Source organism: Arthrobacter sp. CDRTa11, from assembly GCF_026427775.1.
GTDB lineage: Bacteria > Actinomycetota > Actinomycetes > Actinomycetales > Micrococcaceae > Arthrobacter.
Genome location: NZ_CP044532.1, coordinates 16129 through 41865 on the forward strand (window position 1 = coordinate 16129; position 25737 = coordinate 41865).

Annotated in this window: 23 protein-coding genes and 1 tRNA gene; 11 read left to right on the top strand and 13 right to left on the bottom strand. The window is 64.2% G+C overall.

Going from position 1 to position 25737, the window contains the following annotated elements:
• The first annotated feature begins 4 nt into the window (after positions 1–4).
• Together F8G81_RS00080 and F8G81_RS00085 are read left to right on the top strand one after the other, a co-directional pair.
• The gene (locus F8G81_RS00080) at positions 5–886 is read left to right on the top strand and encodes a rhomboid family intramembrane serine protease (protein WP_267277018.1); all 882 of its coding nucleotides are present in this window, start codon (positions 5–7) and stop codon (positions 884–886) included.
• A 742-nt stretch (positions 887–1628) separates the two neighbouring features.
• A complete protein-coding gene (locus F8G81_RS00085; RefSeq protein ID WP_267277019.1) occupies positions 1629–2099 on the top strand; it encodes a carboxymuconolactone decarboxylase family protein in 471 nt (156 codons plus the stop codon).
• Positions 2100–2328: 229 nt separating this feature from the next.
• Here the strand turns inward: F8G81_RS00085 and F8G81_RS00090 are convergent, their stop codons facing one another.
• Positions 2329–2943: a DNA-3-methyladenine glycosylase I gene (locus tag F8G81_RS00090; RefSeq protein ID WP_267277020.1), complete on the bottom strand. Its 615-nt coding sequence runs from the start codon at positions 2941–2943 to the stop codon at positions 2329–2331.
• Between the two features lie 41 nt (positions 2944–2984).
• A complete protein-coding gene (locus F8G81_RS00095) occupies positions 2985–3239 on the bottom strand; it encodes a cell division protein CrgA (RefSeq protein WP_267277021.1) in 255 nt (84 codons plus the stop codon).
• A 174-nt stretch (positions 3240–3413) separates the two neighbouring features.
• Here F8G81_RS00095 and F8G81_RS00100 point away from each other — a divergent pair, with 174 nt between their 5' ends.
• Positions 3414–4202, top strand: coding sequence for a class E sortase (locus F8G81_RS00100; RefSeq protein ID WP_267277022.1), 789 nt, complete (start codon positions 3414–3416; stop codon positions 4200–4202).
• A 170-nt stretch (positions 4203–4372) separates the two neighbouring features.
• Entirely contained in the window at positions 4373–5014 is a 642-nt protein-coding gene (locus F8G81_RS00105) for an anthranilate synthase component II (protein ID WP_267277023.1), read from the top strand.
• 48 nt (positions 5015–5062) lie between these two features.
• Here the strand turns inward: F8G81_RS00105 and pknB are convergent, their stop codons facing one another.
• The 7 genes from pknB to F8G81_RS00140 are packed head-to-tail and all read right to left on the bottom strand — an operon-like array spanning position 5063 to position 14685.
• The gene (gene pknB / locus F8G81_RS00110; RefSeq protein WP_323809225.1) at positions 5063–7021 is read right to left on the bottom strand and encodes a Stk1 family PASTA domain-containing Ser/Thr kinase; all 1959 of its coding nucleotides are present in this window, start codon (positions 7019–7021) and stop codon (positions 5063–5065) included.
• Between the two features lie 15 nt (positions 7022–7036).
• A complete protein-coding gene (locus F8G81_RS00115; RefSeq protein WP_267277024.1) occupies positions 7037–8761 on the bottom strand; it encodes a protein kinase domain-containing protein in 1725 nt (574 codons plus the stop codon).
• A complete protein-coding gene (locus tag F8G81_RS00120; protein WP_267277025.1) occupies positions 8758–10215 on the bottom strand; it encodes a penicillin-binding transpeptidase domain-containing protein in 1458 nt (485 codons plus the stop codon). Before F8G81_RS00120 ends, F8G81_RS00115 begins: the two co-directional genes overlap by 4 nt.
• On the bottom strand, positions 10212–11609 hold the full coding sequence (locus F8G81_RS00125) for an FtsW/RodA/SpoVE family cell cycle protein (protein WP_267277026.1): 1398 nt from the start codon (positions 11607–11609) through the stop codon (positions 10212–10214). The genes F8G81_RS00120 and F8G81_RS00125 overlap by 4 nt, the downstream gene beginning before the upstream one ends.
• Positions 11606–13459 (bottom strand): PP2C family protein-serine/threonine phosphatase, encoded by a 1854-nt coding sequence (locus tag F8G81_RS00130; protein WP_267277027.1) that lies wholly within the window; start codon positions 13457–13459, stop codon positions 11606–11608. The genes F8G81_RS00125 and F8G81_RS00130 overlap by 4 nt, the downstream gene beginning before the upstream one ends.
• A 3-nt stretch (positions 13460–13462) precedes the next feature.
• Positions 13463–13945 carry an FHA domain-containing protein FhaB/FipA gene (locus tag F8G81_RS00135; RefSeq protein ID WP_267277028.1) on the bottom strand — a complete coding sequence of 161 codons (483 nt, stop codon included), beginning with the start codon at positions 13943–13945 and terminating at the stop codon, positions 13463–13465.
• Positions 13942–14685 (bottom strand): FhaA domain-containing protein, encoded by a 744-nt coding sequence (locus tag F8G81_RS00140; protein WP_267277029.1) that lies wholly within the window; start codon positions 14683–14685, stop codon positions 13942–13944. Before F8G81_RS00140 ends, F8G81_RS00135 begins: the two co-directional genes overlap by 4 nt.
• Before the next feature lie 388 nt (positions 14686–15073).
• Here F8G81_RS00140 and F8G81_RS00145 point away from each other — a divergent pair.
• Positions 15074–15156 (top strand) — tRNA-Leu (locus F8G81_RS00145).
• 85 nt (positions 15157–15241) lie between these two features.
• Here the strand turns inward: F8G81_RS00145 and F8G81_RS00150 are convergent.
• A complete protein-coding gene (locus F8G81_RS00150; protein WP_267277030.1) occupies positions 15242–15634 on the bottom strand; it encodes a universal stress protein in 393 nt (130 codons plus the stop codon).
• Complete coding sequence (locus tag F8G81_RS00155) at positions 15631–16581, bottom strand: 2-hydroxyacid dehydrogenase (RefSeq protein ID WP_267277031.1); 951 nt, start codon at positions 16579–16581, stop codon at positions 15631–15633. Before F8G81_RS00155 ends, F8G81_RS00150 begins: the two co-directional genes overlap by 4 nt.
• Positions 16582–16889: 308 nt before the next feature.
• Here F8G81_RS00155 and F8G81_RS00160 point away from each other — a divergent pair, with 308 nt between their 5' ends.
• Genes F8G81_RS00160 through F8G81_RS00185 form a run of 6 tightly spaced genes read left to right on the top strand, consistent with a single transcriptional unit; the run spans position 16890 to position 23299 of the window.
• A complete protein-coding gene (locus F8G81_RS00160) occupies positions 16890–18449 on the top strand; it encodes an ABC transporter substrate-binding protein (protein WP_267277032.1) in 1560 nt (519 codons plus the stop codon).
• 28 nt (positions 18450–18477) lie between these two features.
• The gene (locus F8G81_RS00165) at positions 18478–19407 is read left to right on the top strand and encodes an ABC transporter permease (RefSeq protein WP_267277033.1); all 930 of its coding nucleotides are present in this window, start codon (positions 18478–18480) and stop codon (positions 19405–19407) included.
• Positions 19408–19415: 8 nt separating this feature from the next.
• On the top strand, positions 19416–20426 hold the full coding sequence (locus F8G81_RS00170; protein WP_267277034.1) for an ABC transporter permease: 1011 nt from the start codon (positions 19416–19418) through the stop codon (positions 20424–20426).
• The gene (locus tag F8G81_RS00175; RefSeq protein ID WP_267277035.1) at positions 20423–21553 is read left to right on the top strand and encodes an ABC transporter ATP-binding protein; all 1131 of its coding nucleotides are present in this window, start codon (positions 20423–20425) and stop codon (positions 21551–21553) included. The genes F8G81_RS00170 and F8G81_RS00175 overlap by 4 nt, the downstream gene beginning before the upstream one ends.
• Positions 21546–22571, top strand: coding sequence for an ABC transporter ATP-binding protein (locus F8G81_RS00180; RefSeq protein WP_267277036.1), 1026 nt, complete (start codon positions 21546–21548; stop codon positions 22569–22571). Before F8G81_RS00175 ends, F8G81_RS00180 begins: the two co-directional genes overlap by 8 nt.
• Positions 22568–23299, top strand: coding sequence for a sulfite exporter TauE/SafE family protein (locus F8G81_RS00185; RefSeq protein WP_267277037.1), 732 nt, complete (start codon positions 22568–22570; stop codon positions 23297–23299). Before F8G81_RS00180 ends, F8G81_RS00185 begins: the two co-directional genes overlap by 4 nt.
• Here F8G81_RS00185 and F8G81_RS00190 read toward each other — a convergent pair.
• Both F8G81_RS00190 and F8G81_RS00195 read right to left on the bottom strand, forming a co-directional pair.
• The gene (locus F8G81_RS00190; RefSeq protein ID WP_267277038.1) at positions 23274–24341 is read right to left on the bottom strand and encodes a 2-hydroxyacid dehydrogenase; all 1068 of its coding nucleotides are present in this window, start codon (positions 24339–24341) and stop codon (positions 23274–23276) included. The genes F8G81_RS00185 and F8G81_RS00190 overlap by 26 nt on opposite strands.
• Positions 24338–25639, bottom strand: coding sequence for a glucarate dehydratase family protein (locus F8G81_RS00195; protein ID WP_267277039.1), 1302 nt, complete (start codon positions 25637–25639; stop codon positions 24338–24340). Before F8G81_RS00195 ends, F8G81_RS00190 begins: the two co-directional genes overlap by 4 nt.
• Between the last annotated feature and the right edge of the window lie 98 nt (positions 25640–25737).

Genomic DNA, 25737 nt, shown 5'->3' on the forward strand with positions numbered 1-25737 from the left:
CCGCATGAGTTACGGAATCCCGTCGGTCGAGCCGTCCGCGCAGGTCCCGGTCTGCCCCAGGCACCCGGACCGGCCCTCTTATGTGCGCTGCCAGCGCTGCGGGCGCCCCGCGTGCCCCGATTGCCAGCGGGCGGCCGCCGTCGGGTTCCAATGCATTGACTGTGTTAACGAGACAAAACGGACGACGCCGGCAGTCCGGACGGTCTACGGCGGCGCCGTAGCAACCGGCAAACCACTGGTGACGTTTGGAATTATCGCCGCGTGTGCGGTGATGTACGTTCTTCAATGGATTGTTCCCGGCGAGTGGATCTTCCAGAACCTGGCGTTCGCCAATGGATTCGTCACTCCCGACTCTGGCGAGTTCGAACCGTGGCGGATGCTGACGGCGGCTTTCCTGCACTCCCAGGGCTTCATCCTCCACATTGTGCTGAACATGTACATGCTGTGGATTTTTGGACAGGCACTCGAACCGCTCCTGGGCTGGGTCCGCTTCCTGGCCGTATATCTCATCTCCGCTATCGGAGGGTCCGTGGGCTACCTGCTGCTGACCCCCGGCTACGTGCCCGGAGTGCCCCAGGCCGGCGTAGTAGGCGCCTCGGGTGCCATCTTCGGGCTTTTCGGGGCCATGCTCCTGGTTCAACGGCACCGTGGCGGGGATACGCGGCAACTGTGGGTACTCATCGCCATCAACGGCGTGATCGGGTTTGTGATCCCACAGATCGCCTGGCAGGCGCACCTCGGCGGGCTCATTACGGGCGGGCTGTGCGCGGCGGTGATCGCCTACACTCCCCGTGGGCCACGGCAGGCGCTGCTGCAGGCCTGCGGCCTGGCAGCAGTTGTCATCCTGCTCTTTCTGGTGAGCTGGCTCCGGGTAACCGCTGGCTAGTCCGGTGACGCGGCCGCCACGGGCGGTTCCCTTCCTTACTAATGACAAGACCCGGTGTCCCCAGGAACACCGGGTCTTGTCATTAGTTGGGGTTAAGCGGGCCGCCGTCCATTGCCGGCCGCCGCTCCCTCTTCCCTTGATACCCAAGGCCTGGATGTCCTTTCCGGCCTCCCGTAGTTTTCCACAGCACTTATCCACAAGTGTTGGTAACTTACATGGCTGTAGTTCACACCTGAGGGGCTCCAGTTCCTTACAGACAGGCAGGTTATGGCAGGAAGCGGCGCTTTTTTCCACAATTGTGCACAACTCCGAAGCCTGTCCCTGTGGGTAAGTGGACAACTTCCGTATTTCTGCCCACCCTGTGGAAAAGCTCGATTCAGGAGCACTTTCAGCGCTGATTCCCATCAAGTTCCGCAGGATCTCCACAGTTTATTCACACCACTAATAACTACAGCTTTGTAGTTATTAGTGGCGTTTTGGCGGCAACGCACGGCTCGGGGCCGGCAGTACTCGAGTAATCCCCCCGTTTTCCACACCTGTGGATAAGTTGTGGGTAGTCGAGTGTTAGTAAGTGCACAACCCCCTTTGCATGGTTCTACGCGACACAGGGATGAAGCAGTCCGGGCCTCCGAGGTGGGCAAAAGCTCCGTGGCTGCATGAAAGGCTGGAAGCAACACAGCAAAACCCTCTGCCGTCGGTGGGCGACCACCCCCACCGCAGAGGCTTTCCAGCAGGAGGATCCATGAGCGCCGCCACCACCCAGCACATTTTCCTGGACAAACAGCACCCCGCCATCTGGCGGGCTTTGAACGGCTTGGGACTGAAAGTCCGTGAGGCTGCTGCCGAGACCGGGATCGACAATACAATCATCGATCTCCTCTATGTTCGGATCTCCCAACTCAACGGTTGCGCGTACTGCCTGGACATGCACGTAAGGGAAGCTGTGGACAACGGTGAAACTCCGCAGCGTCTGGCCGTGCTGCCGGCGTGGCGGGAGACAGCTCTCTTCACCGACAGGGAGCGGGCTTCCCTGGCCCTTGCAGAATGCATCACGGAGCTGCCGGATTACCGGTCCCGGGAGCACGAGGAGGGATATGCCCGTGAACACCTCAGTGCGGAGGAATTCTCGGTGGTCAGCTGGCTGGCGATCACAATGAACGCCTTCAACCGGGTATCAATCACCAGCCATCATCCGGTGCGCAGGGATCGGTAACGCCGGAAGGGCCAGCCCGTCGCGGTTTCCGCCGCCGCTCTCATCCACTGCACTGTTGGTTGCCGCTGTTATCCACAGGGTATTCCACAGTGTTAATAAGTGGTGTGAAACATGCCAATTTCCCTGAAGCGGCCCGCTGGCCCCTCCTGCTCCTGCCACCGGTCCTCAACGCGCCAGGTTATACACATTGTGGATAACCTTCCCAACAGCTGGGGAAAACGGTGGCGGGTCAGGGAACTGCCCGCGGCCACACGCCCGATGAGCCGCGCCGGTGGCTGTCCACCAAGTGGGTGTCAATCATGCCGATTGCTTCCATCAGGGCAAACATGGTGGTGGGTCCAACAAAGGAAAACCCTTGCTTGCGCAGGGCTTTGGACAACGCAACGGACTCCGGGGACTGGGTGGGAATGTCCGCGTGGGACATGGGGTGTGGTGTTGTTTCCGGCTGGAACCGCCAGACGAAGTCCACCAGGCCACCCTGATCACGCAGGGCCAGTGTTGCCCGGGCATTGGTGATGGCCGCCCGGATCTTGAGCCGGTTCCGGACGATGCCTGGGTCCTGGAGGAGGCGCTCCACGTCAGCCTCCGTGAAGGCTGCAACGGTGTCCGGCTGGAAATTGTGGAACGCTTCCCGGAAGGCGGGGCGTTTTCGCAGGATAGTCGCCCAGGACAGCCCAGCCTGAAAGCCCTCGAGGCAGATCCGCTCGTAGAGTCCCTGCTCGTCGCGGACAGGGAGGCCCCACTCGGTGTCGTAGTACTCCCGCAGGAGGGGATCAGCGGAGGCCCACGGCGGCCGGGCCAGTCCGTCGTCTCCGATCACGGAGCCGTTGCTGCCGGGGGCCATGCGCTGATCAACGTCCGTTTCGTGGCCGGGCGGGGTAACCGCTAGGAACGCCAGCGGGTGGTCATCAGGAAGCCGATGATGGCGATCCCGAAGCCCGCGACGATGTTCCATGACTCCCAGGCCTGGACCGGAAGCCGGCCTTCACTGATGTAGAAGGTGATAATCCAGAGCAGGCCGATAATCATTAGGCCGAACATCACAGGCTTAAACCAGATGGGGTTTGGCTTGTATGCCTGGGTTGAGGAAGATGCCGGCACAGCGCTGGAAGTCTTCTTGCGTGGCTTTGACTCTGGCACGTGTGCTCCTTGACGGACTGAGGCAAGCTCGGCGACCCAGGCTTGATATCCTGCAAGAAGGAAATTGCCAGCGGTCTGCGCGATCTTGGTCAAATTGGATTCTTACTAGCAGCCAATTCTAGCCGTAGTTCAGGGGCCACAACGCCCCATGGCGAACGCCCCGGAGGAGAACGCGTGGTATTGCAGGAAAAGGCGAGGCAGGCCGCTGTGCCGGCTCCCGGCGTCGTCCTTCTGCGCGGGACGGTCCAGGTGCTGGGTGAACTGCTCATCACCGCAGGCATCGTCCTGCTGCTCTTTGTGGCGTGGCAGCTGTGGTGGACAAACGTGGAATCGGACGCCAAGCAGAGCGAGGTCATCAAGGAGTTCGCCCAGGGCTTTGGCGGTGAGACACCGGCCGCACCGGCCTCCCCAGACCAAGGGGCAGCGCCGGTGGACTACGGCGCTCCGGTGGTATCGGCGGCCCCGGGGCATGCTGGAACCATCGGCATCATCTACATCCCCCGGTTTGGCGAGAGCTACACCCGGCCCATCGTCCAAGGGACCACTGGCGACGTGCTGGACACACTGGGGCTGGGCCACTACAGCAATACAGCCATGCCGGGAGCCGTGGGAAACTTTGCGGTGGCTGGACACCGCCAGACCCATGGCGCCGTTCTGGACAACATCCACACGCTGGTACCCGGGGACAGGATTTATGTCCAGACCAAGGACGGCTACTACGTCTATGTTTTCCGCAACAACCAGATAGTGCTGCCTTCCAGGACGGATGTACTGGAACCGGTGCCCACCCGGCCCGGTGTGGCCCCGACCGAAAGCTTCCTCACCATGACCAGCTGCAACCCGCGCTTTGGCTCGCAGGAACGCATTATTGCCTACGCACTGCTGGAGAGCTGGCGGCCTGCCTCTGCGGGTCCTCCAGCTGAGATCGCCGCGCAGGTGGCTGCCGCCATAGGGAAGGGCTGACCAATGTACGCATGGATCTTCCGCCACCTCCCCGGACCCCTGTGGCTCCGGATCCTGACTTCGCTGGTCCTGATCTCCGTAGCCCTGGTTTTGATGGTCCAGTTCCTTTTCCCCTGGATGTCCCAATTCACCCAATTCACCGACTCAACGATTGGTTCACTAAGCCAGCCATGACCACAACCAAGATCCTGGTCGTAGACAACTACGACAGCTTTGTTTACACCCTGGTGGGTTACCTCCAGGAGCTCGGCGCCGAAACCACCGTGGTGCGCAATGACGATGTCACCCTGGCCGAAGCGATCGAGATGGCCGAAACCCGCGACGGCGTGCTCATCTCACCGGGCCCCGGCAACCCCGCTGAGGCCGGCGTCTGCATCGAGCTGATCAAATGGTGCGGCGGGAACATCAAACCGATGTTTGGCGTCTGCCTGGGGCACCAGGCATTGGCCGAAGCCTACGGCGGCAAGGTCACCCATGCTCCGGAGCTGATGCATGGCAAGACGTCCCTTGTGGAGCACAACGGCACCAGCGTTTTTGTGGGGCTCCCCTCCCCCGTCACGGCCACCCGCTACCACTCGCTCGCAGCGGTCCGGGAAACCATCCCCGACGTCCTGGAAATCACGGCGGAAACATCATCGGGAGTGGTGATGGGCCTCCAGCACCGTACGGCACCGCTCTGCGGTGTGCAGTTCCACCCCGAGTCTGTGCTGACCGAGGGCGGCTATCAGATGCTGGGCAACTGGCTGGAGTCACTCGGCATGGCTGGAGCGGCGTCGCGGGCTGCGAAGCTGAGCCCGCTCATCCAGCACTGACGCCTGCATAACAGGACATTATTGACCCGTAAGCGGCGATTGCCTGCGTCACCCGCCGAGTAGTTCCTTTTTGGTGGCCGTGGGTGTGGGCGTCGGTGTGGGGGTCGCCGGCGGGGGCGGTGGCGCCTTGGCGACTACGAGGTTGATGACCTTGCCCTGAGGGACAGCGGTGTTGACGGCGTCGCTCTGATCCGTCACCCTCCCTGCCTCCACCTGGGAATTTTCGACTTCCGCGACGTTGGGAACCAGGCCGAGCTCCTTCAGGGCAGCCTCCGCTTCCGCCCGGGTCCGGCCACGGAGTTCAGGCATGGAGACCTTGCCGGTGGAAACAACAATCTCCACAGTGCTGCCGACGGCCACCATCTGGCCAGGCGCCGGGCTGGTGGTGATCACCTTGCCCGCCGGCACGGTGGCGCTGTTCGCCTCTGTGGTGGAGGCGGCACCTACCAGGCCACCCTGCCGGAGGATGTCGCGGGCGGCAGCCTCGGTCTGGCCGGGGATGTTCTCAGGAATCTTCACAGCTGTGGGGCCGTCGGAGATGTTCAGAACCACTTCCGAGTTCGGGTCCAGCATGGTTCCAGCGGCCGGATCTGTGCCGATGGCTGTCCCCTTGGGCACGGTGTCGTGCTGGAGACGCTTGATCTGGGGGCGCAGGTTGTCGCCGTAGAGTTCCTGGAGGGCAGCAGATTCCGTCAGTGAGGCCACGGACGGGATCTCCACCTTGGGAGGGGCGGGAGGCGGCTGGTTCACAATGCTGTAGACCCAGAGTCCTCCCCCTGCCAGGACCAGCAGGGTGAAAATCACCAAGGTGGCGGTCCAGGCACGACGCCGGGACTTCTGCCGCGGAGTCCGCTCACGTTCCGCTGAGAAAGCCAAGGGCAGCGCATCCGCTTCGGAGGGCTGGTAGTCGTCGGCAGCAGTCCGGACAGCAGGGCTCTCCTCTGCCAGGGCATTGCTGCTGGCCCGCAGCCTGCCCGTGGGGGCATCGTCCAGGAAGCTGGCGCCGGTGTAAGCGAAAGCTTCCGTGGCCGGGGCGCGTTCGGGGGCGGGGACGTGGTCGTTGGGATCTGTGGGGGCTTCTGTCGCCGGAAGCTCGGGAACTGGAACCCCTGCCCGGGCCGCGCGGAGTGCACGCCGAAAAGCAGCGGCATCCTGGAAGCGATCGGCCCTGTTCTTCTGGAGGGCCTTGGCCAGGACAGAGTCCAGGGCCGCGGAAACCTCCGGATTCACGCTGCTGGCGGGCTCGGGAATCTCACGGACGTGCTGGTAGGCGACGGACACGGGGCTGTCGCCGATAAAGGGCGGCCGGCCGGTGAGCATTTCGTAAAGCAGGCACGCCGCCGAGTAGAGGTCGCTGCGTGCGTCCACGGTTTCCCCGCGTGCCTGCTCCGGCGAAAGGTACTGGGCCGTTCCCACGACCGCCTGCGTCTGCGTCATGGTGGCAGAGGAGTCTGCGATGGCCCGGGCAATCCCGAAGTCCATGACTTTGACGGAATTGGATCCGTCGCAGAACATCACGTTGGCCGGCTTGATGTCCCGGTGCACGATCCCGGCTTTGTGGCTGTACTCGAGCGCGGACAGCACCCCGAGGCAGTAGTCAATGGCCTGATCGATGCTCACTTCCCTGGCCCGGATCAGGTCCCGGAGAGTCTGGCCCTCGACGAACTCCATGACAATGTAGGGAACCCTGACATTGTCCTCAGAGCCGTCAGGAACCGTGTGTTCGCCGGTGTCGTAGATGGCAACGATCGATGGATGGTTGAGCGCCGCAACCGACTGCGCCTCACGTTTGAAACGGGCCTGGAACTGCGGATCACGGGCCATGTCCGGGCGCAGTAACTTGATCGCGACTGTCCTGCCCAGACGGGTGTCCACTCCCCGGTGAACGTCCGCCATGCCCCCACGGCCAAGGAGTCCACCCAGCTCATAGCGGCCGTTCAGGACACGCTGATGGTCCACCTGGAGGCTGTCCTCCCGGTGTGATGGGGTACGAGGCGAGTCAGTCACTGGCAGTCCCGGTGGTTACGGCTTGCAGGTGGGAGGCACACCCGGCAGTTGGCCGGTGGTGCAGTCGGGAAGGGGGTCTGTGCCTGACGTGGCTGCCGGGCTGGACGGTGAGGCCGGCGGCGTCGAGGGGGGCGGCGGTGCCGGGAGGGGAACAGCGTAGATAACTGTCACCAGCGTACCCTTCGGGACCGTACCGGTCGGGTTGACCTGGAGCACGGTGCCGGCCGTGTCCGCGCTCTGCTGCGGCAGAACCGTGACCGACAGGCCAAGCTGCTCCAGGGCAGACTGGACCTGGCGATAGTCCTTACCCAAATACGCCGTGGAAATGATGTTGACCGTCTCCGGCGTGGGCGTCGGAGTTGGCGTGGATGCCGGTGTGCTCCGGGTGGCGGTGGGCGACGCTGACGTGGTGGTGGGGCTGGCTTTGGTGGAGGCTGGGCTGCTGGCCGCCGAACTGGTGGTTTCGGTTGAGGGGAAGAGGATTCCCTGCTGGGAGAGGAAGAAGCCCACCAAGGCAAACAGCACCAGCAGGATCAGGGCGATAAGTGGCCAGGTCCAGGGGCTGCGGCCGCGGCGCTCCGGCTCATCGGCAGGTTCGTCGTCGTATATTTCCTCTTCCTGGTCCCACGTGCGCTCGGCAGCCAATGCGTCAGCACGGGAAAGTGTGCTCCCCATACCGGTCCCTGGGCCGGAACCGCCGCCGTCGGCGTTCGCCGCGGCCGCCCCGGCGGCGAGGCCCGCTCCAGCACCCGCAGCTCCGGCGCCCAGCAGGGGCAGGGCGGAGGTCGACGTCGTCGAAGTGTCCTTCTGCCCGCTGATAACGCCCGTGGGCGCGGTGGCAACATCCACCGGAGCCGTGATGGGTCCGGTGGCTGCATCGAAGAGCAGCATGCCGGGCACTGCCGCGTGGGCAGCGTTGATGTCTCCGCGGCGGATGGCTTCCGCGGCCTCTGCCAGCTTGATGGCATTGGCAGGGCGGTTCTTCGGATCCTTCGCCAGCATGGACATCAGGAGGGCGCGGATCGGCTTGGGCAGTGTTTCCGGCAGTGGTGGCGGAGCGTCGTTCACCTGGGCAAGCGCAATGGCGATCTGCGACTCGCCGGAGAACGGCCGGCGTCCGCTGAGGCACTCGTACCCGATCACGCCAAGGGAGTAGATGTCCGAGGCTCCGGTGGCGGTCTGCCCTGTGGCCTGTTCCGGTGCGAGGTACTGGGCGGTGCCCATTACCTGTCCGGTCTGCGTGAGCGGAACCTGGTCGGCCAGGCGCGCAATGCCGAAGTCGGTCACCTTGACGCGGCCGTCGGGCATGATCAGCAGGTTGCCCGGCTTGATGTCGCGGTGCACCAGGCCCTGGGCGTGGGCGATGGACAGGGCGCGGGCGGTCTGGGCAATCATGGACAGCGTGCGGTCCGGTGACAGCACCCGCTCATGTTCAATGATGCTGCTCAGCGGCTGGCCTGGAACCAGTTCCATCACCAGGTAGGCGGAGCCTTCTTCCTCGCCGTAGTCGAAAACGTTGGCGATGCCCTCGTGGTTCAGGAGCGCAGTGTGGCGTGCCTCGGCGCGGAACCGCTGGAGGAATCCGGGGTCGCCGGTGTACTCCTCCTTCAGCACCTTGATGGCGACTATCCGGCCCAGGATGAGGTCCTTGGCCCTCCAGACCTCGCCCATGCCGCCGATCGCAATCCGGGTGGTCAGCTGGAATCTGCCGCCGAGGGTGATTCCCGTTGTAGGCCTCACTTATTCAACACCGCCTCAAAAATCTTCTTCGCGTTAGGACTGGTTAGCTGTGCGCCGGTGGTGATGTCTACGCCCTCCATGACGATGGTGACACCCACCTGCGGGTTGTTTGCCGGGGCGAACCCGGTAAACCAAGAGTTGTTCAGGCCGTTGCCGAGCTCCGCCGTGCCGGTCTTGCCAGCTACCTGGACACCCTGGACGCCGGCGTTGCGGGCAATGCCGTCGGTCACCGCGCTGGTCATCCACTGGGTGATCTGCTGGGCGATTTCCGGTGTGGTGGAGGTGCGCAGGATCTTCGGCTGAGGCTCGTCAACTACCCGAAGGTCAGGCGAACGGACGGTCTTGACGAGGTTGGGGCTCATCTGAACACCGCCGTTGGCGATGGCCGCCGTCATCAGGGCAACCTGCAGCGGAGTGGCGCGGACATCCTTCTGGCCGATCGCCGACTGCGCCAGTCCCGGGCCGTCCAGGCTGTCAGGGAAGCCGTTGCCCGGCGCGTAGTTAAGCTTCAGCTGGTCGCCAAGATCCGCGCCGAATCCGAACTTTTCAGCCTGCTGCGCAATGGCATCCCGTCCCAGGTCCAGGGCAATGCTGGCGAACGGAGTGTTGCAGGACTGCTGCAGGGCGAAGGCGAACGAAGCCGTGTCGCGGGTGTAGCAGTTGCCGCCCGCATAGTTGGGCAGCTTGTACTGGATCCCCTCGAACGGCATTTCCGCGGGATTGGGCAACACGCTGTCCTTGTTGTATTTGCCGGAATTGAGCGCGGCCGCAGTATCCACGAGCTTGTAGACGGACCCGGGCGCCAGCAGGTTGCCCGTGGGCCCGCTGACGTTCTGGTTCAGGTTGATGCCGGGGACCTTAAGCAGCTCGTTGATGTTTGCTGCTTCTGCCGCCGGATCCTGGGTGGCGATGAGGTTGGGATTGTAGGAAGGCTTGGACACCATGGCCAGGATGGCGCCTGTCCTGGGGTTGGTCACCACAATGGACCCGCGCTGGCCATCCGGGATCAGGCTGTAGGCGAGCTGCTGGAGTTCTGGATCAATGGTGAGTTCCACCGAGGCACCCTTGGGCTGGTTGCCCAGGAACAGCTGGCCGATCCGGTCCAGGAACAGCTGGTCCGAGCTGCCCGCAAGCTGCTCGCCCATGGTCTGCTCCAGCCCCGTCGCACCATAATTTTGCGAGAAGTAGCCGGTGATCCCGGCGTACAGCTCCGGCTGCGTGTAGGTCCGCTGGAACTTGCACTGTTCAGAACCTTCCACGGACTCCGCCACAGGAGTTCCGCCAACGATGATGGCTCCGCGGTCGTTGCAGTAGTTCTGGAGGATGGCACGCTTGTTCCAGGCGTTGTCCTTGAGTTCATCGGCCCCTACAACCTGGACATAGCTCAGGGCGCCGAAGATCAGGGCGAACATGGCGACAGCAGCCACCCACGAGTTCCTTATTGCCTGGTTCACAGCGGCTTCACCGCCTCGGTAGGAGTGTCAATGCCTGCGGCTTCAGCCACCTGGGCCGGCGCCAGCGGCGTGGTGTCCACCGGGCCACGCGCAGCATGCGAAATCATCAGCAGCAGGCCAACGATGATCCAGTTGGCGAGCAGGGAGGAACCACCGGCGGCGAGGAAGGGGGTGGTCAGGCCCGTGAGCGGGATGAGGCGGGTGACGCCGCCGATGACAACGAAGCACTGCAGGGCAATGGCGAAGGACAGTCCGCAGGCCAGCAGTTTGCCGAAGGCGTCCCGCGTCCCCAGGGCCGCCCGGAAGCCGCGCGTGAACAGCAGCAGGAACATCATGACGATGGCGAACAGGCCAATCAGCCCCAGCTCTTCACCGAAGGAGGCGATGATCATGTCGCTGTTGGAGAAGGGCACGAGGTTGGGTCGGCCCTGGCCAAGGCCTGTTCCCACCAGTCCGCCGTTGGCCATCCCGAACAGCCCTTCCACAATTTGGAAGCTGCCGCCGTACTGGCGTCCGTAGACCTCATCGGTAAAGGCGTTCAGCCAGCCGTCGATACGCAGCCCCACATGGGAGAACACCCTGGAGGCAACGAAGCCGCCGCCGAGCAGGAGGCCCACGCCGATCACAACCCAGCTGATCCGGCTCGTGGCCACGTAAATCATGACGATGAAGAGGCCGAAGAACAGGACTGAGGATCCGAGGTCACGCTGGAAGATCAGCACACCGATGCTGACCAGCCAGGCGGTGATCATGGGGCCCATGTCCTTGAAGCGGGGGAACTGGAGAGGGCCGATTTTGCGGCCGGCCAGCAGGATCAGGTCCCGGTTCGAGGAAAGATACCCGGCGAAGAATATGGCGAGCGTGATCTTGGCTACCTCGCCCGGCTGGAACGTCATGGGGCCAAGCCGGATCCATACGCGGGCGCCCAGGATTTCGCCGGCGGAGATGCCGGGGATAAGGGGCAGGATGAGAAGAAATGCACTGACGGCAAGGGAAATGTAAGTGAAGCGGCGCAGGATGCGGTGGTCCTTGAGGAACCAGATCACAGCGATGGCGACGGCCATGGCGATCAGGGTCCAGCGCAGCTGATTGTTCCCGGTGTCGTCGCCGGGCGCGTCGAGCCGGTGGATCATGGCCAGGCCCAGTCCGTTCAGCGCCACCACCAGTGGAAGTATTACCGGATCAGCATATTTGGCCCGGATGCGCAGCACGGCGTGAAAGGCGAGGGCGGCGACGGCCAGCAGGCTGGACTGGAACCAGAAGTCCGAATCAAAAGCCTTTTCCTGGTCCACTCCCACCAGCATGTTGGCGCCGATGCCGACCGCCAGCGCCAGCAGGAGCAGCAGCAACTCGGTGTTGCGCCGCGGTTTAAGGATGGTACTGAGCTGGCTCATTGGCCCCCCTCGCAGATGGCAGTGGGACTGGAAGTAGCTGTTGGCGCGGGCGTCACAGGCGGAGCCGCCGGATCCGGCGCTACTGGAGCCGGCGTTGCGGCCGGCGCGGCGGGATCGGCCGGCGGCGCTGTGGCGGCAGCCGTGGTGGTTCCGGGAGTCGGAGACGGCGTCACGCACTCATCAGCCGGGGACGTTGTTCCGGTGAGTTCAAGGTTCTTGACGATCCGTTGGGCATCGTAAAGGTCGCGGGCGGGGACGGTCTGGCGGACACGCTGCTGCGAAAACTGGGGAAGCGAATCCATCCGGATCTCCGTTTCAGCTTCCAGGGTGGAGAGCTGGATGGGCCCCAAGCGCTGGGATACACCGTTGTAGATGGCAACCTTGGAATTGTATTCGCCCACGTAATAGCGCGTTTGGGTCCAGGCGTATCCCAGCCAGAGCCCGACTGTCAGGGCAATCACCACAGCGGCGGCGATGGACAGGGTCACCCACCTGCGGGGCCGGGGCTGTCCGAGGAACTCCTCGTAGTCTCCGGCCGGCTGCTCGGCTTTGTGGGTGAGGACAGTGGCGGCGCGTCGGGCAACGGCGCGGCCGGCGATGGTTGGAATGGAGCCTGACTCCGCAGCCGAGGCCGCCGCTCCCACGAGTTCGTGTGGCCGCGAAGCCAGCTCTTCCTTCAGGACTTCGGCGGTGAGGTGCTCGCCCAGTTGCGGGTCCGTGGAGGAGGCTTGGTCTTCGGTGCCGGTGTCCTCTGGTGTGCCGCCATCCGAGCCGGCGGAAACCGCCGCGGGACCGCCGGATGCAGCTTCCGCGGCATCTGCGGGAGGAACTGCCCGGGTGGAACCGGCGCCTCCTGCTGCGCTGGTCTGTGAACCGGTCTGTGCGCCCTCAGCTGATTCCCCGGAAGTAGAGCCCTTGGCCGGCCCGGCCGCTCCTGGCGACGGGAGGGCCGGGGCTGCCTCATGCGGCCCTGAACCGGATTTACCGGCGGGACCTGGTGCCGCAATGTTGGATGATCCGGCGGCTCCGGCTGCCACCGCGGGAGGGACGAGGTCGACGGCGGCAGTGTTGACGTCGTCGGGCGTTTCCTCGGCGATCTCCACCATCACCACGGTGACATTGTCCGGCGAGCCGGCCTCGAGGGTCAGGTCAACAAGGGTCTCGACGCACTCGCGCAGATCCTTTGTCTCGCGGACTGTCCGCTCCACCACATGGCCGGCAACGTAGTTCAGTCCGTCGGAACAGAGCAGCCAGCGTTCGCCGGGTCTGACGTCCAGGACGGCGAGGTCCAGCTCGGGGCTTGCATCCACATCTCCCAGGACGCGCATCAGGACGTTCTTGTGCGGGTGGGTTTCAGCCTCTTCGGGGCGGAGCCTGCCTTCATCGATCAGGCGCTGGACAAACGTATGGTCCACGCTGACTTGTTCAAAGATGCCATCGCGCAGGCGGTAGGCGCGGGAGTCACCGATGTGGGCGAAGTGCAGCTTGCCCTCAGCCAGGAGCAAGGCGGTGACTGTGGTCCCCATGCCGGCGAGCTTCGGATTGATGTGCACCAGTTCGGACAGCAGCGAGTTTGCTGTCTGGATCTCGTCCGCCAGGACAGTGGCGGCGTCGCCGTCGTAATCCCCGTGGTCAAGGTGCAGCATGTCCAGGACGGTGGCCGCCGAAGCAACATCGCCGCCTGCGTGCCCGCCCATGCCGTCCGCCACGACCGCCAGGTGGCGTCCCACGTAGGCGGAGTCGTCATTCTTGGCGCGGATGCGGCCCACATCCGAGCGCGCTGCGTAGCGCATGATGAGGGGCCGCTGCACGGGCTTGGCCTCGTGTGCGGAAATGTCAGGGGCGGCCATGGCTTATGGCCTCAATTCGATGACCGTCTTGCCGATTCTCACGGGTACGCCAGGCTCAACGGGCAGGGCACGGGTAAGTTGCTGATCGGCAAGATAAGTGCCGTTGGTGGATCCGAGGTCTTCGATGAACCACCGGCTGCCCTGCGGGAAAAGCCTGGCGTGGCGGCCTGAAGCGTAATCGTCTTCCAGCACAAGGGTGGCTTCCTGGGCCCTGCCGAGCAGAATGGGGCTGGCCGCCAGCGGAAGGGTGGTCCCCTTGAGCGGGCCCTCGGTGACCACAAGTTGCCGCGCCTGCTGTTTCACCGGCTGGGGCGGTCCTTCGGCCAGTTCAGGATTCCTGCGGACCTGGCGCGCTGTGGGAGTTCCGACGGCGGCCTTGCGGCCCACCATCAGGTCGCGGCGCATGGCCGAGACGATGCTGAAGATGAGGACCCAGAGCAGAAGCAGGAATCCAAACCGCAGCGCCGTAATGGTCAGTTCGCTCATGGGCGGCCACCGGTATTGGCGGGCAGCAGGCGGAAGATGATCTTTGTCCGTCCCATCGTGATGGTGGAGCCGTCAGTGAGTTCGGTGCTTCCGGACACCTTGTGCCCGTTGACGTAGCTGCCGTTGGTGGAACCCATGTCCACCGCGCTGGTCACACCGTTTTGCGTACGGATTTCGAGGTGTTTGCGTGAGACGCCGGTATCGTCAACCAGGATATCGGCCTCTGAGGACCGTCCCAGCACAATGGATGGCGCGTTAAGCGAGTACCGCTGGCCATCGATGTCCAGGACGGGCTGGAGGCGGATGGGCGCGCGGCTCGGCGCAGCCGGCATGTTGGGCCGCGGTGACGGCCTGCCCGGGGCGGCCGCCGAATTTTCGGTGGAGGACTTGATCTCAAAGTCACCGGCCCGAAGCTCCTCCGCACGGCGGAAGGAAATACGGACGGAACCCTTCAGCGTGTACCCCTGGCTGCGGACATGATTGATCACCACATCGCAAAGTTCCTCGGCCAGCGGGGTGCCCCAGTCCTGGGCGCGCCTGAAGTCGTCATCGCTGAGCTGGACGTCGAAGATGTTGGGCGCCAGCGTGCGTCCGGCTGCGATGGTAATGGCCTTGTTGTCCACTTCGCGGCGGAGGCGGCTGGCAATCTCCACGGGCTCCACCTGCGCTTTTGAACCGGTGGAGAAGACACCGCGGACGGCTTTCTCGATGCCACGCTCGACCTTGTCCAGCAATCCCATGGTCCTTCTCCTTTCCCCCCGGCAGCGGGGCAGTTCTCTTTCCAAACGTGATCAGCTACAGAGTCCATGACCTGGCCGCGAGCTTGCCGGCGGCAGGCTCCACTACATCAGATACTACTGGGCAGGCCTATGAATGACCTTAATCAACAACGGCCGGGCCGCACGAAAAGTTCAATCCGTGATGCCGGCTGATACCCGCTGGCGGGGCGTTTTGGTGCCAACACTCCCGCCTCCCACGGCTGCGCCGTGCCTTGGGACGTGGCCGCCCGCTGGGCACGTCCGAGGGCCAATTGGTGTTTTGCCGCGGATGTCCGTTATGCTTGATCTCGCTGCTTTTACAAGGTTGCGGTTCCGGGAAACCGGCCGTGATTCGTGGAAAAGAAGTTGCGCGCGAGTGGCGGAACGGCAGACGCGCTGGCTTCAGGTGCCAGTGTCCGAAAGGGCGTGGGGGTTCAAATCCCCCCTCGCGCACGCATATTGCAAAGGAACCCCGGTCTTCGGACCGGGGTTCCTTTGCTTTAACTGCTGGTGGCTAAGTTGGCCTGTGGAGTGAGGCTTAGGCAACGGGTCCGACGTCGGCCTTGACCGCCGTGACAGGGCAGCCCGCCTCCAGGATCACCCGCTGCGCTGTACTGCCCAGGAACAGCTTGCCGACAGGAGAGCGCCGGCGCACGCCGATGACAATCAACTCAACGTCCTCCTCATAGGAGGCGTCGATCATGATATCCGCGGGGTCCAAGCCCTCATGACGGCGCAGCGTGGCTCTGACGCCGAGGGACGCTGCGGCCTGGATCGCCTCCTTGATGTCCAGGTCTGAAGCCGTGGATTCTTCCGCCACTGCGGGCCCCAGGATCTGCAGCGTTGTGGCCCTCAGAGCTGCCTCATTGATGGCGGCATGCAGTGCAGCCCGCCCTTCCTTACTGGATGCGTACCCAACCGCGACGCTCATACGGTGACGGCTGTCAGGACGGACCCCGTTGCCAGGAATGACCTGAGGTTTGCCAGGGTGAGCTCGGCCATGGCGGCCCTGGTTTCGTGCGTACCGCTGCCCAGGTGCGGCAGCAGGACCACGTTGTCCAGGGCCAGGAGATCCTCGGGAACCTTTGGCTCGTCCGCAAAGACATCCAGCCCGGCGCCGGCAAGCCGCCCGGCCAACAGGGCGGAAACCAGAGCTTCCTGGTCCACCACTGAACCCCGCGCGATGTTGATGAGATAGCCCTTGGCACCGAGGGCGGCAATGACGTCCGCGTCCACCAGCCCCGCCGATTCCGGACCGCCGGCGGCAGCGATGATCAGCACATCGCAGCCCTCGGCGAGTTCCCGGGGGGACGCGGCGTACTCATAACTGACCCCGGCTACCCTGCTGCGGTTGTGGTAGCTGATAGTGCAGTCGAACGCTTCAAGCCGCCGCGCAATGACCTGTCCTATCCGGCCAAGCCCCAGGATGCCAACCCGTTTTCCGCTTGCCTTGGTGGCAAGCGGAAAGTTTCCCTTGTCAACCCAATCCCCACGGCGCACATAGCGGTCCGCGGCGCTGGTTTTGCGCAGGACGTCGAGATAGAGCGCCATCGCAGTATCCGCCACGCAATCGTTAAGGACATCGGGCGTGTTGCTGACGGTGATGCCCCGTTGGACAGCCTGGGCAACGTCCGTGGTGTCATAGCCAACGCCGAAATTGACCACCGCGCGGAGGTTGGGCAAGGCGCGCATCAGCTCGGTGCCCACCCCGATTTTTCCGGAGGTGACCGCGACGCCGAAGGACTCCCCATGCCTTCGCAGGAATTCCTCCTGGTCCGGAACTGAATCGGGGAGCCGCAGGGCTCCGTAGTCGCCAACGATGGCGTCTTGGACCAAAGGCATAAGGGGCCCCACCTGCAGGACGGCTGTGTTGTTCATACCTGCACCCTAGGTTTTCGGATCGATACGCGTCCAACATGCAATTGGCATTGATCGATTCCCGAAGTGGATTGATACCCCTCCTCCGGCGGAACGGCGCGGTTTTCGGGGATGCGTGGTGGCCGTCACACCGCGCCTCGGGCTCCGGTGCCGGACTCTTCCCCCGCCGAAGCCCGTGCATCTGCCTTGTGAAGCATTTGGAGCTCAACTAGCTTGAGTCCAGCGCGGCCCCAGCACCTTCTGTTCAAGCCCAGGTTTGCAGTGTGGGAGCTGCCCGCCGCCGCAAGCATCCAAACCGGAGGAACCCAATGACGCCTTCTTCAAAGCATCCTTTTCACCCCGCCCTGCTCACGTGGCCGGCCCTGGCCTCTGCGGGGCTTCTGGCACTCAGCGGCTGCTCAGTGGCCAATTCCGACGGCGGCACAGCCGCCGCAAGCACCGTCCGCGTGGTGCTGGGCCAGGAACCCCCCACCCTGGAAGCGTGTGAATCCAACCTGACGTCTACCGGGGTTGTGGTCCGCTCCAACGTCACCGAACCCCTGATCGAGCGGAACCCCCAGACAGGCGAACTCGAACCCAAGCTCGCCACCGAATGGAAAGCCACCTCTGGTACTGAATGGACGCTGAAGCTGCGCGAGGGCGTCACGTTCCAGGACGGCACTCCGTTCAACGCTGAAGCCGCCGCTTTCACCATCGATCGGGCGGTTAACTCCAAACTCGGCTGCAATGTTGAAGGCTATGTCTTTGGCGACGCCGACCTGCAGGTTAAGGCGGTGGATGCCACCACCCTGACAGTCACCACACCCGAACCGGATCCGATCCTCCCGCTGCGCCTTTCGTTCCTGGAAGTTGTTCCGGTTTCAACATCCACCACCGAGAAGGTCCGCGAACCGATCGGCACCGGCCCCTACAAAATCGAGAAGTGGGACGCCGGCCAGAAGATCTCCCTGACCAGCTGGGACGGCTACTGGGGCGACAAGCCCGCCTACGCCAAAGCCGAATACCAGTGGCGCTCGGAAAGCTCGGTGCGTGCCGCGATGATCACCAGTGGCGAAGCGGACGTGGCCATGGGCCTGAGCCCGGACGACAACATGGGCGACCTCGGGATCGACTACCCCAACAACGAAACCGTGGCATTGAGGCTCGACGCCAACGAGGCCCCGCTGAACGACATCCGGGTCCGGCAGGCCATCAACTTCGCGATCGACAAAGAGGGAATCGTCAATTCGCTCTACCAGGGCAAACACCAGGTGGCCGCCCAGCTGGTTCCGGAAGGCATCGTTGGTCACAACCCTGAGCTGAAGGGCTGGGCTTTCGACCTGGACAAGGCCAAGGACCTGGTTTCCCAGGCCAAGGCAGACGGCGTGGATACCTCCGCCCAGATCTCCCTCGTTGTCCGCAGCGCACAGTTCCCCAAGATCACCGAACTGGCGCAGGTCCTGCAGGAACAGCTGAGCCAGGCCGGACTGAACGTCAAACTGAAGATGCTTGAGACAAGCCAGCACCTGACGTACCAGGTCCGTCCCTTCGCCGACGACGAAGGCGCTGTGGCCCTGATGACCCAGCACGGCAACCAGGCAGGCGACGCAGCGTTCACCGTTGACCAGTACATGCTGTCCACCGGTGCCCAGAGCTACTTCGGCACTCCTGAGTTTGACGCCATGATCAAGAAGGCTGATGCCGCTTCGGGCGACGAGCGGAAGAAGGACTTTGAGGAGATCTTCGCGTACCAGAATGACAAGGTTGTCCAGTTCGCGCACATCTCCCACCAGACCGGCATCATCGGCAAGGCAAAGTCCGTGAACTACACACCGAACTCCTCAAGCGGCGATGAACTGCGCGTTTCGGAAATGACCCCGGCCAGCTAGCCCGGATCTCCGGAGAAGAAGGACACCCATGCTGATCTACTTGAGAAAGCGCATTCTTTCCAGCGCACTTCCGTTGGTAGTGGTAATCGTCGGTGTATTTGCACTGGCCAGGATGACGGGCAATCCCGCCAGCCTGTACCTGCCGCTGAACGCCACCCAACAGATGCGGGACGAGTTCACCGCACGCAACGGTTTCGACCAGCCGCTGCTGGTTCAGATGGCCGATTATTTTGGCGGCGTGCTCCGCCTGGACTTTGGCCAGTCCCTGCGGACCGGACAGGACGCGGCAGCCATGGCTTTGCGCGCCTTTCCTGCCACCCTGCAGCTCGCCGCCACCACCATGGTGCTGGCCGTCCTGCTGGCGCTGGTGGTGGGTTGCTGGGCCGCGCTGAAACCGAACGGCATCGCCGACCGGATCTCAAGTTTTGTCTCCATGGCTGCGGCTTCCATCCCGGACTTCTGGCTGGCCATCGTGGGCATCTGGGTCTTCGCCATTACCCTGGGCTGGCTTCCGACATCCGGGGTGTCGGGAGCCAGCGCCTGGGTGCTGCCCATTGCAACCCTGCTGTTGCGGCCCTTCGGCGTGCTGGTCCAGATCGTCCGCGGCTCCATGGTGTCCGCGCTGTCGGAGCCGTACATTAAGCTGGCCCGCAGCCGCGGCGCCGGCGAGCTGCGGGTGGTGACCCATCACGCACTGCGGAATGCCGCAGCACCTGCCCTCACCGTGGCAGGTGACCTGACAGTAGGCCTGGTCAACGGTGCCGTTGTGGTGGAGACCATCTTCGGCTGGCCCGGGATCGGAAAGCTGATGATTGATTCGATCCTGCAGCGCGACTTTGCCGTCCTGCAGGCGGCGGTGCTGCTTACCGCCGTCGCAATCTTCGCCCTGAACATCCTCATCGACATGGGCTACGCGCTGCTGGACGCACGCGTCCGCCCGGTCACGGCAAGGGCATAGGAGTAGCCATGAACAGTCCAATAACTGAACCGGCAGCGCAGGAGCTGCCGGCAAGCGATCATGCAGCCGCTGTTAAGGGCTCCGCTGTTAAAGGCACGGAAAAGCAGGACGGAAAGCTGAGCCTCTTCCGCCTCTTGTTAAAGGACCGGTTCGCCACGGTATCCGCTGTCCTCCTGGTCCTGATCGGCCTAACCGCCCTCATAGGGCCGGCCTTAATGGGTGACCTGGCCACAAAACAGAACCTGCTGTTTGCCAACAAGGCTCCCTTTAGCTTCGCTTACGGGTGGGAGTACATCCTGGGCAGCGACTCGCTGGGCCGGAGCATGCTTGCCCGGCTGGTGGTGGCCAGCCGGACCACCTTCTCGGTGGCCTTGCCTGCCGTGGCGGCGGCGCTGCTGATTGGTTCGCTGTGGGGAGTCTGGGCCGGTTATCACCGCGGCTGGCGCGAGAACGTGTCCATGCGCATAGCCGACGTCATCATGAGCTTCCCCTCCCTGCTGCTCGCCGTGGTTGTCCTGTACGTCTTTAGCCCCAGCGCCGGCAACATCGTGCTGATCCTGGCCCTCACCCGGATCCCTATTTACCTCCGCACCGCACGCGCGGAATCAGCCGAACTGCAGAGCAGGACCTTCGTGGATGCGGCCCGGACCTTTGGCGCCAGACCCAACGCGATCATCGGAAGGCACGTCATCCCCGTGGTGTTGCCCACCCTCCTGACGCTGGCAACGCTGGAGTTCTGCTACGTCATGCTCGCCGAATCGTCCCTGAGTTTCCTTGGCATCGGCATCCAGCCGCCGGACGTGAGCTGGGGCCTGATGGTGTCGCAGGGGCGTCAATACCTGCAGACGGCCTGGTGGCTGTCCATCTTTCCCGGCGTCGCCATCGTTATCACCACCATCGCCGCCAACGTGCTGGCCGCCTGGCTGCGGATCGCGACAGATCCGGCCCAGCGCTGGCGCCTGGCCCTTCCCCGCAAGCGGCTGATTGCCCGCATTCCAGTCAAGGAGGCACAGCCGTGAGAACAGCTGCAGAACAAGCTCCCGCCCCACGCACCAGGACCGCAGTAAATCCGCGCAAAGAGGCCACGGCGCATGACGTTGTCCTGCAGGTCAGGGACCTGGCCGTGGACATCCGCACCCACCGGGGTACGGTCCGCGCTGTCAACAGCGTGGCCTTCGAGGCCCGTGCCGGAGAAACCCTGGCCCTGCTGGGCGAATCCGGCTGCGGCAAGTCCATGACAGCGAAGGCCCTTGCCGGAATCATGGATCCGGTCTGTGACCTGGCCGGCGGAGAGATCATCCTCAATGGGACCGACCTCGCGCCGCTGACTCCCAAGGAAAGGCTTAAGTTCGCCGGACCGGAACTGGGCATCGTCTTCCAGGACGCACTCACGGCCCTGAATCCCGTTTATACCGTGGGCACCCAGTTGGGGGAGGCATTCCGGATCCACCGTGGCCTCAACGCAAAGCAGGCCCGGGTTGAGGCAGTGGAGCTGATGAAGCGTGTGGGAATTCCGGAGCCCGAGTCCAGAATCAATTCCTACCCCCATCAGTTTTCGGGGGGCATGCGCCAGCGCATCCTGATCGCCATGGCCGTGGCCCTGAACCCGCGGCTGCTGATTGCCGATGAGCCCACCACCGCCCTGGACGTCACGGTCCAGGCGCAGATCATGCAGCTGCTGCGGACCCTCCGCGAAGAGGGCCAAATGGCCGTTGTGCTGATCACCCATGACCTGGCTGTGGTTGCTGAGGAAGCCGATTCGGTGGCCGTCATGTACGCGGGCAACGTGGTGGAGAGCGGTCCGGTCTCCGAGGTCTTCTCTGATCCACGCCACCCCTATACCAAAGGCCTCCTGGAGTCGGTGCCGGTGCATTTGGAACGCGGCGCCCAGCTGAAGTCCATCGCGGGCAGCCCGCCGGAACTTCATGACATCCCCTCCGGCTGCGTCTACCAGTCACGGTGTCCGCTGGTGCAGGACGTCTGCCGGGCTGAGCGCCCCGTACTGCGTCCGGTGCGTCCGCTGACGCAATCTGGCACCCCTGACCAACCCTTGTCTGAAACCCATTCCGGAACCCAGTCCGGCAGCCAGGAACAGCCGGTACGCGCCGCCGCCTGCCACTTCAGTGAGGAGCTGAACAATGTCTGAGCCCCTGCTGAAAATCGACGGCCTCTCCAAGACCTTCCACGTAGCCAGGAGCGCCAGCGGCAACACCCGGCTGAAGGCCCTGGACGGGATCAGCCTGACCGTGGGCCGCGGCGAGACACTGGGCCTGGTGGGGGAGTCGGGGTGTGGAAAGTCCACGCTGGCCAGGACCCTGATGATGCTGGAGACGCCGGACGAAGGGACGGTCAGTTTTGAAGGAACCAACCCCTTCGGCCTGCGCGGAAAGGAACTCCTCACCTGGCGGCGGCGGGTCCAGATGGTCTTCCAGGACCCCTTTGCCTCCCTGAACGCGCGCATGAACGCCGGCGACATCGTCTCCGAACCATGGGCCACACACCGCAGCCTCTACCCGTCGTCGAAGGAGCGCGAGGCCAGGGTCCGCGAACTGCTGCACATGGTGGGACTGCGTCCGTCCGACGCCCGTAAGTCTCCGCAGGAGTTCTCCGGTGGCCAGCGGCAGCGCCTGGGCATTGCCCGTGCGTTGGCGCTGAACCCTGACGTCATCATCCTGGACGAACCAGTCTCCGCCCTTGACCTCTCCGTGCAGGCGCAGGTCCTGAACCTGCTCAATGACCTTCAAAAGGAACTCGGAGTGTCCTACATCTTCATCTCCCATGACCTCACGGTGGTCAGGCATGTGGCAGACAGGGTGGCAGTGATGTACCTGGGCAGGATCATCGAAACGGGAGCCACTGAAGAGGTCTTTGACCATCCCCGGCACCCCTACACTGCTGCCCTGATGTCGGCGTCGCCGAAGCTGGACGTCAGCGGGGCGAAGCGGGACAGGATTGTCCTCAAAGGTGAGCTGCCCTCTCCGCTGGATCCGCCGTCGGGCTGCCGCTTCCGAACCCGGTGCTGGCAGGCGCAGGACATCTGCGCCAAGGTGGCACCGGAGCCGCAGGTGCTGGCTGCCCCCGACGGCACCCGGCACGTGGCGGAATGCCACTTTCCCCTGGAGACCATCAAGGGACTGACAGGCGCCGCGGCTTCGGCCGGATGAACGGCTGGGAATATGCGGTCATCGCCGGCGTGATCTTCCTGGCGGCCTGCCTTCAGGCGTCGACAGGTTTCGGCATGGGAATGCTGGCCGCGCCGGTGATCGCGATGATGGAGCCGGAACTGCTGCCCGCTACGCTGATTCTCCTTGCCCTGCTGGTGACCATCCTGGTCACCGTGCGGGAGCGCCAGAGCCTCGACCTGCGCGGCACAGGCTGGGCACTGGTGGGCCGGGTCCCCGGAAGCATTGCGGGCGCGTTCCTGGTGGCGGCCCTGTCCAAGGAGGGCCTGGCGTGGGCCGTTGCCATCGTGGTGCTGGCAGGCCTGGTACTGGCTGTCAAGGGATGGGCGCCCCCGCCGGTCAGGGTAAACCTGATCGCGGCGGGGGCGGCCTCCGGGATCATGGGCACGGCCACATCCATCGGCGGGCCGCCCATGGCACTTATCTGGCAGGGGCACCACGGCCCGCAGCTTCGGGGCACCATGAGTGCGTTCTTTATGGCGGGTTCCGCGATGTCCCTGGTGTCGCTGGGGCTCGCGGGTGCCGTTACACCGGGGATGCTGATGCTCGCGCTGTGGATGGTCCCTGCCGTGGTGGCCGGCTACGCGGCGTCGCGGTGGGTGAACCGCTTCCTCAACCCCCCACGCCTGAAGCTGTTGGCGCTTGGCGCCTCGGCGCTGGGAAGCGTGCTGCTGATCGGCCAGCTCACGCTGGCAGCGATGGCGTCCTGACCGTTCCCGGCATAGGCGTCCTGGGCACGATGTTCATCAGTTCCAAACCCTCCGAGAGCCTGCGGATGTTGGCGGCAATGTCGTCCGCCCGGCGTTCGAAGGTGATCCTGGCATGTCCGGAATGGTGCGGCGTCAGCACGGTGTTGTCCAGCGAGGCGAAGGGAAACGCTGCCGGCGGGACAGCGCCGTCGGCCGGTGATCCCCACCAGACGTCGATGCCGGCACCGGCGATCCGCTGGTCTTTAAGGGCCGAATACAACGCAGCCTGATCCACCACCGGCCCGCGCGAGACGTTAATAAGGAGCGCCGACTGCTTCATCGCCGCCAATTCGGTAGCTCCCACCAGCCCTTGTGTCGAGGAATCCAAGGGAACGGTGACCACCACAACGTCGGACGCGGCCAGGAGCACGGAAAGTTCATCGTTCCCGCCCACCCAGTCCAGCGTCACGCCGTCGGGAACTGACGCTGTGGGTGTGCGGCGGACAGCCCTGACCTTCATTCCCAGCTGCCCGGCCAGGCGTGCCACCTCGGCCCCGATGGAACCCAGTCCCAGCAGCCCCACCGTCAGGTCAGCCAGGGAGGGGTGGAAGGGAACGGTATTGTCCGTGGCGATGGTGCGCCACTGCCCGTTCCGGACGGCTTGGTCGGCGGCGGCAACGTTCCGGGAAAGCATCAGGGTGACCATAAGGACGTGTTCGGCAATGGGCCGTGCATGATGGAACGTGTTGGCGACTGCCGCCTCCGGCGCCAGCTCCGGGAACGAAATTTTGTCATAGCCGGCGCCCGTCACATGCACCAGCCGCACCTTTCCTGCGCCCGCCGCCTGCGCGGGGTTGAGGGAAGAGCAGACGACGACGTCGGCACCCGCCAGCGCCTCCAGCTGGCGTTCCGGTGTCCAAGCCGCCGCCATGTCCCAATGGTGACGGCCGCCGTCGTGCCTTAAGCGGTTCTGGAAACGGCTGATGATCGGATCGGTGACCACGATCCTCAGTGCTTCGGGTGGTGAAGACAGGCGGTGCGGGGAAGCTGCTGCGGCACTCACCAGCGCGGACTCTGGAGCTGGTAGGAGGGGTGGAGGCGTTGCATGTAACCGGTGTCGTCCCGGCTCCGCAGCCCGGAATCCAGGTACTGACGGTGCAGGCGTGCCAGGGCGTCGCGGTCCAATTCCACCCCCAGCCCGGGTCCGGTGGGGACCGTGACGGCGCCGCCCTCGAACGTGAACTGGCCCGGGGCAATGACGTCTTCCGCCGGGTCCTTCCATGGCCAGTGCGTGTCGCAGGCATAGTCGAGGTTGGGGGTGGCGGCGGCGAGATGGACCATGGCAGCCAGGCTGATGCCCAAATGGGAATTCGAATGCATGGACAGGCCCAGGCCAAACGTTTCGGTGATGCCGGCCAGGAATTGGGTCCGGCGCAGGCCGCCCCAGAAGTGGTGATCGGAGAGGATGACGTCCACGGCGCCTGCAGCCACTGCCGGGGCAACGTCGGCAAAGCTGACCACGCACATGTTCGTTGCCAGCGGCATGCCCACCTCCCTGCGGACTGCTGCCATGCCCTCGATGCCGGGGGTCGGATCCTCCAGGTACTCAAGGATGCCGTCCAGTTCCTTCCCCACCCGGATGGAGGTCTCCACGGTCCAGGCGCCGTTGGGATCGATGCGCAGCTTCACTCCGGGGAACTCGGCAGCCAGGGCCTTGATGGCCGCTGCTTCCTCCTCCGGCGGGAATACGCCAGCCTTCAGCTTGAGCGCCTGGAAGCCGTACTGGTCCACCATGGCCCGGGCCTGGCGGACGATCCCGGTCGGGTCCAGGGCCGCGCCCCACGCGTCGTCCTCCTGGCCGGGGTGGCCGGCCCACTTGTAGAACAGGTATCCGCTGAACTGCACCGAGTCCCTGACGGCGCCGCCGAGCAGGTCGCTGACAGGGCGGCCCAGGAGCTTTCCCTGGATGTCCAAGGCCGCCACGTCGAACGCGGAGAGGACCCTGTCAGTGGTGCTGGATCCTGTGACCATGCCGCTCATGCCGTGGCCGCCCCGGATGGTGTCCTGCTGCAGGGACACGGCAATCCGGCTGCGCAGTTCGTTGATGTTGAAGGCGTCTGCACCCGTTACCGCGCGCGCCGCCAGTTCGAGGCGGGCGATGTGGCCGGCGTCGCCATAGGTTTCGCCCAGCCCAGAGATGCCGGAGTCCGTGTGAACCTCCATGACTGCACGCAGGGCGAACGGTTCGTGCACGCCCACGGTGTTCAGCAGCGGCGGATCCTTGAACGCTACCGGCGTGATGGATACGTCCGTGATTCTGACCTGGTTGAGATGCTGTGCAGGTTGGTACGCCTGGTTCACTTCGCTGGGCTCCTTGGGATGGGCGGGCGTGGGGTTGTTTCCCCTTCCCCGTCAACCGACCATAATGGGAGCAATTGATCCAAGTCCAAGCTAATTTA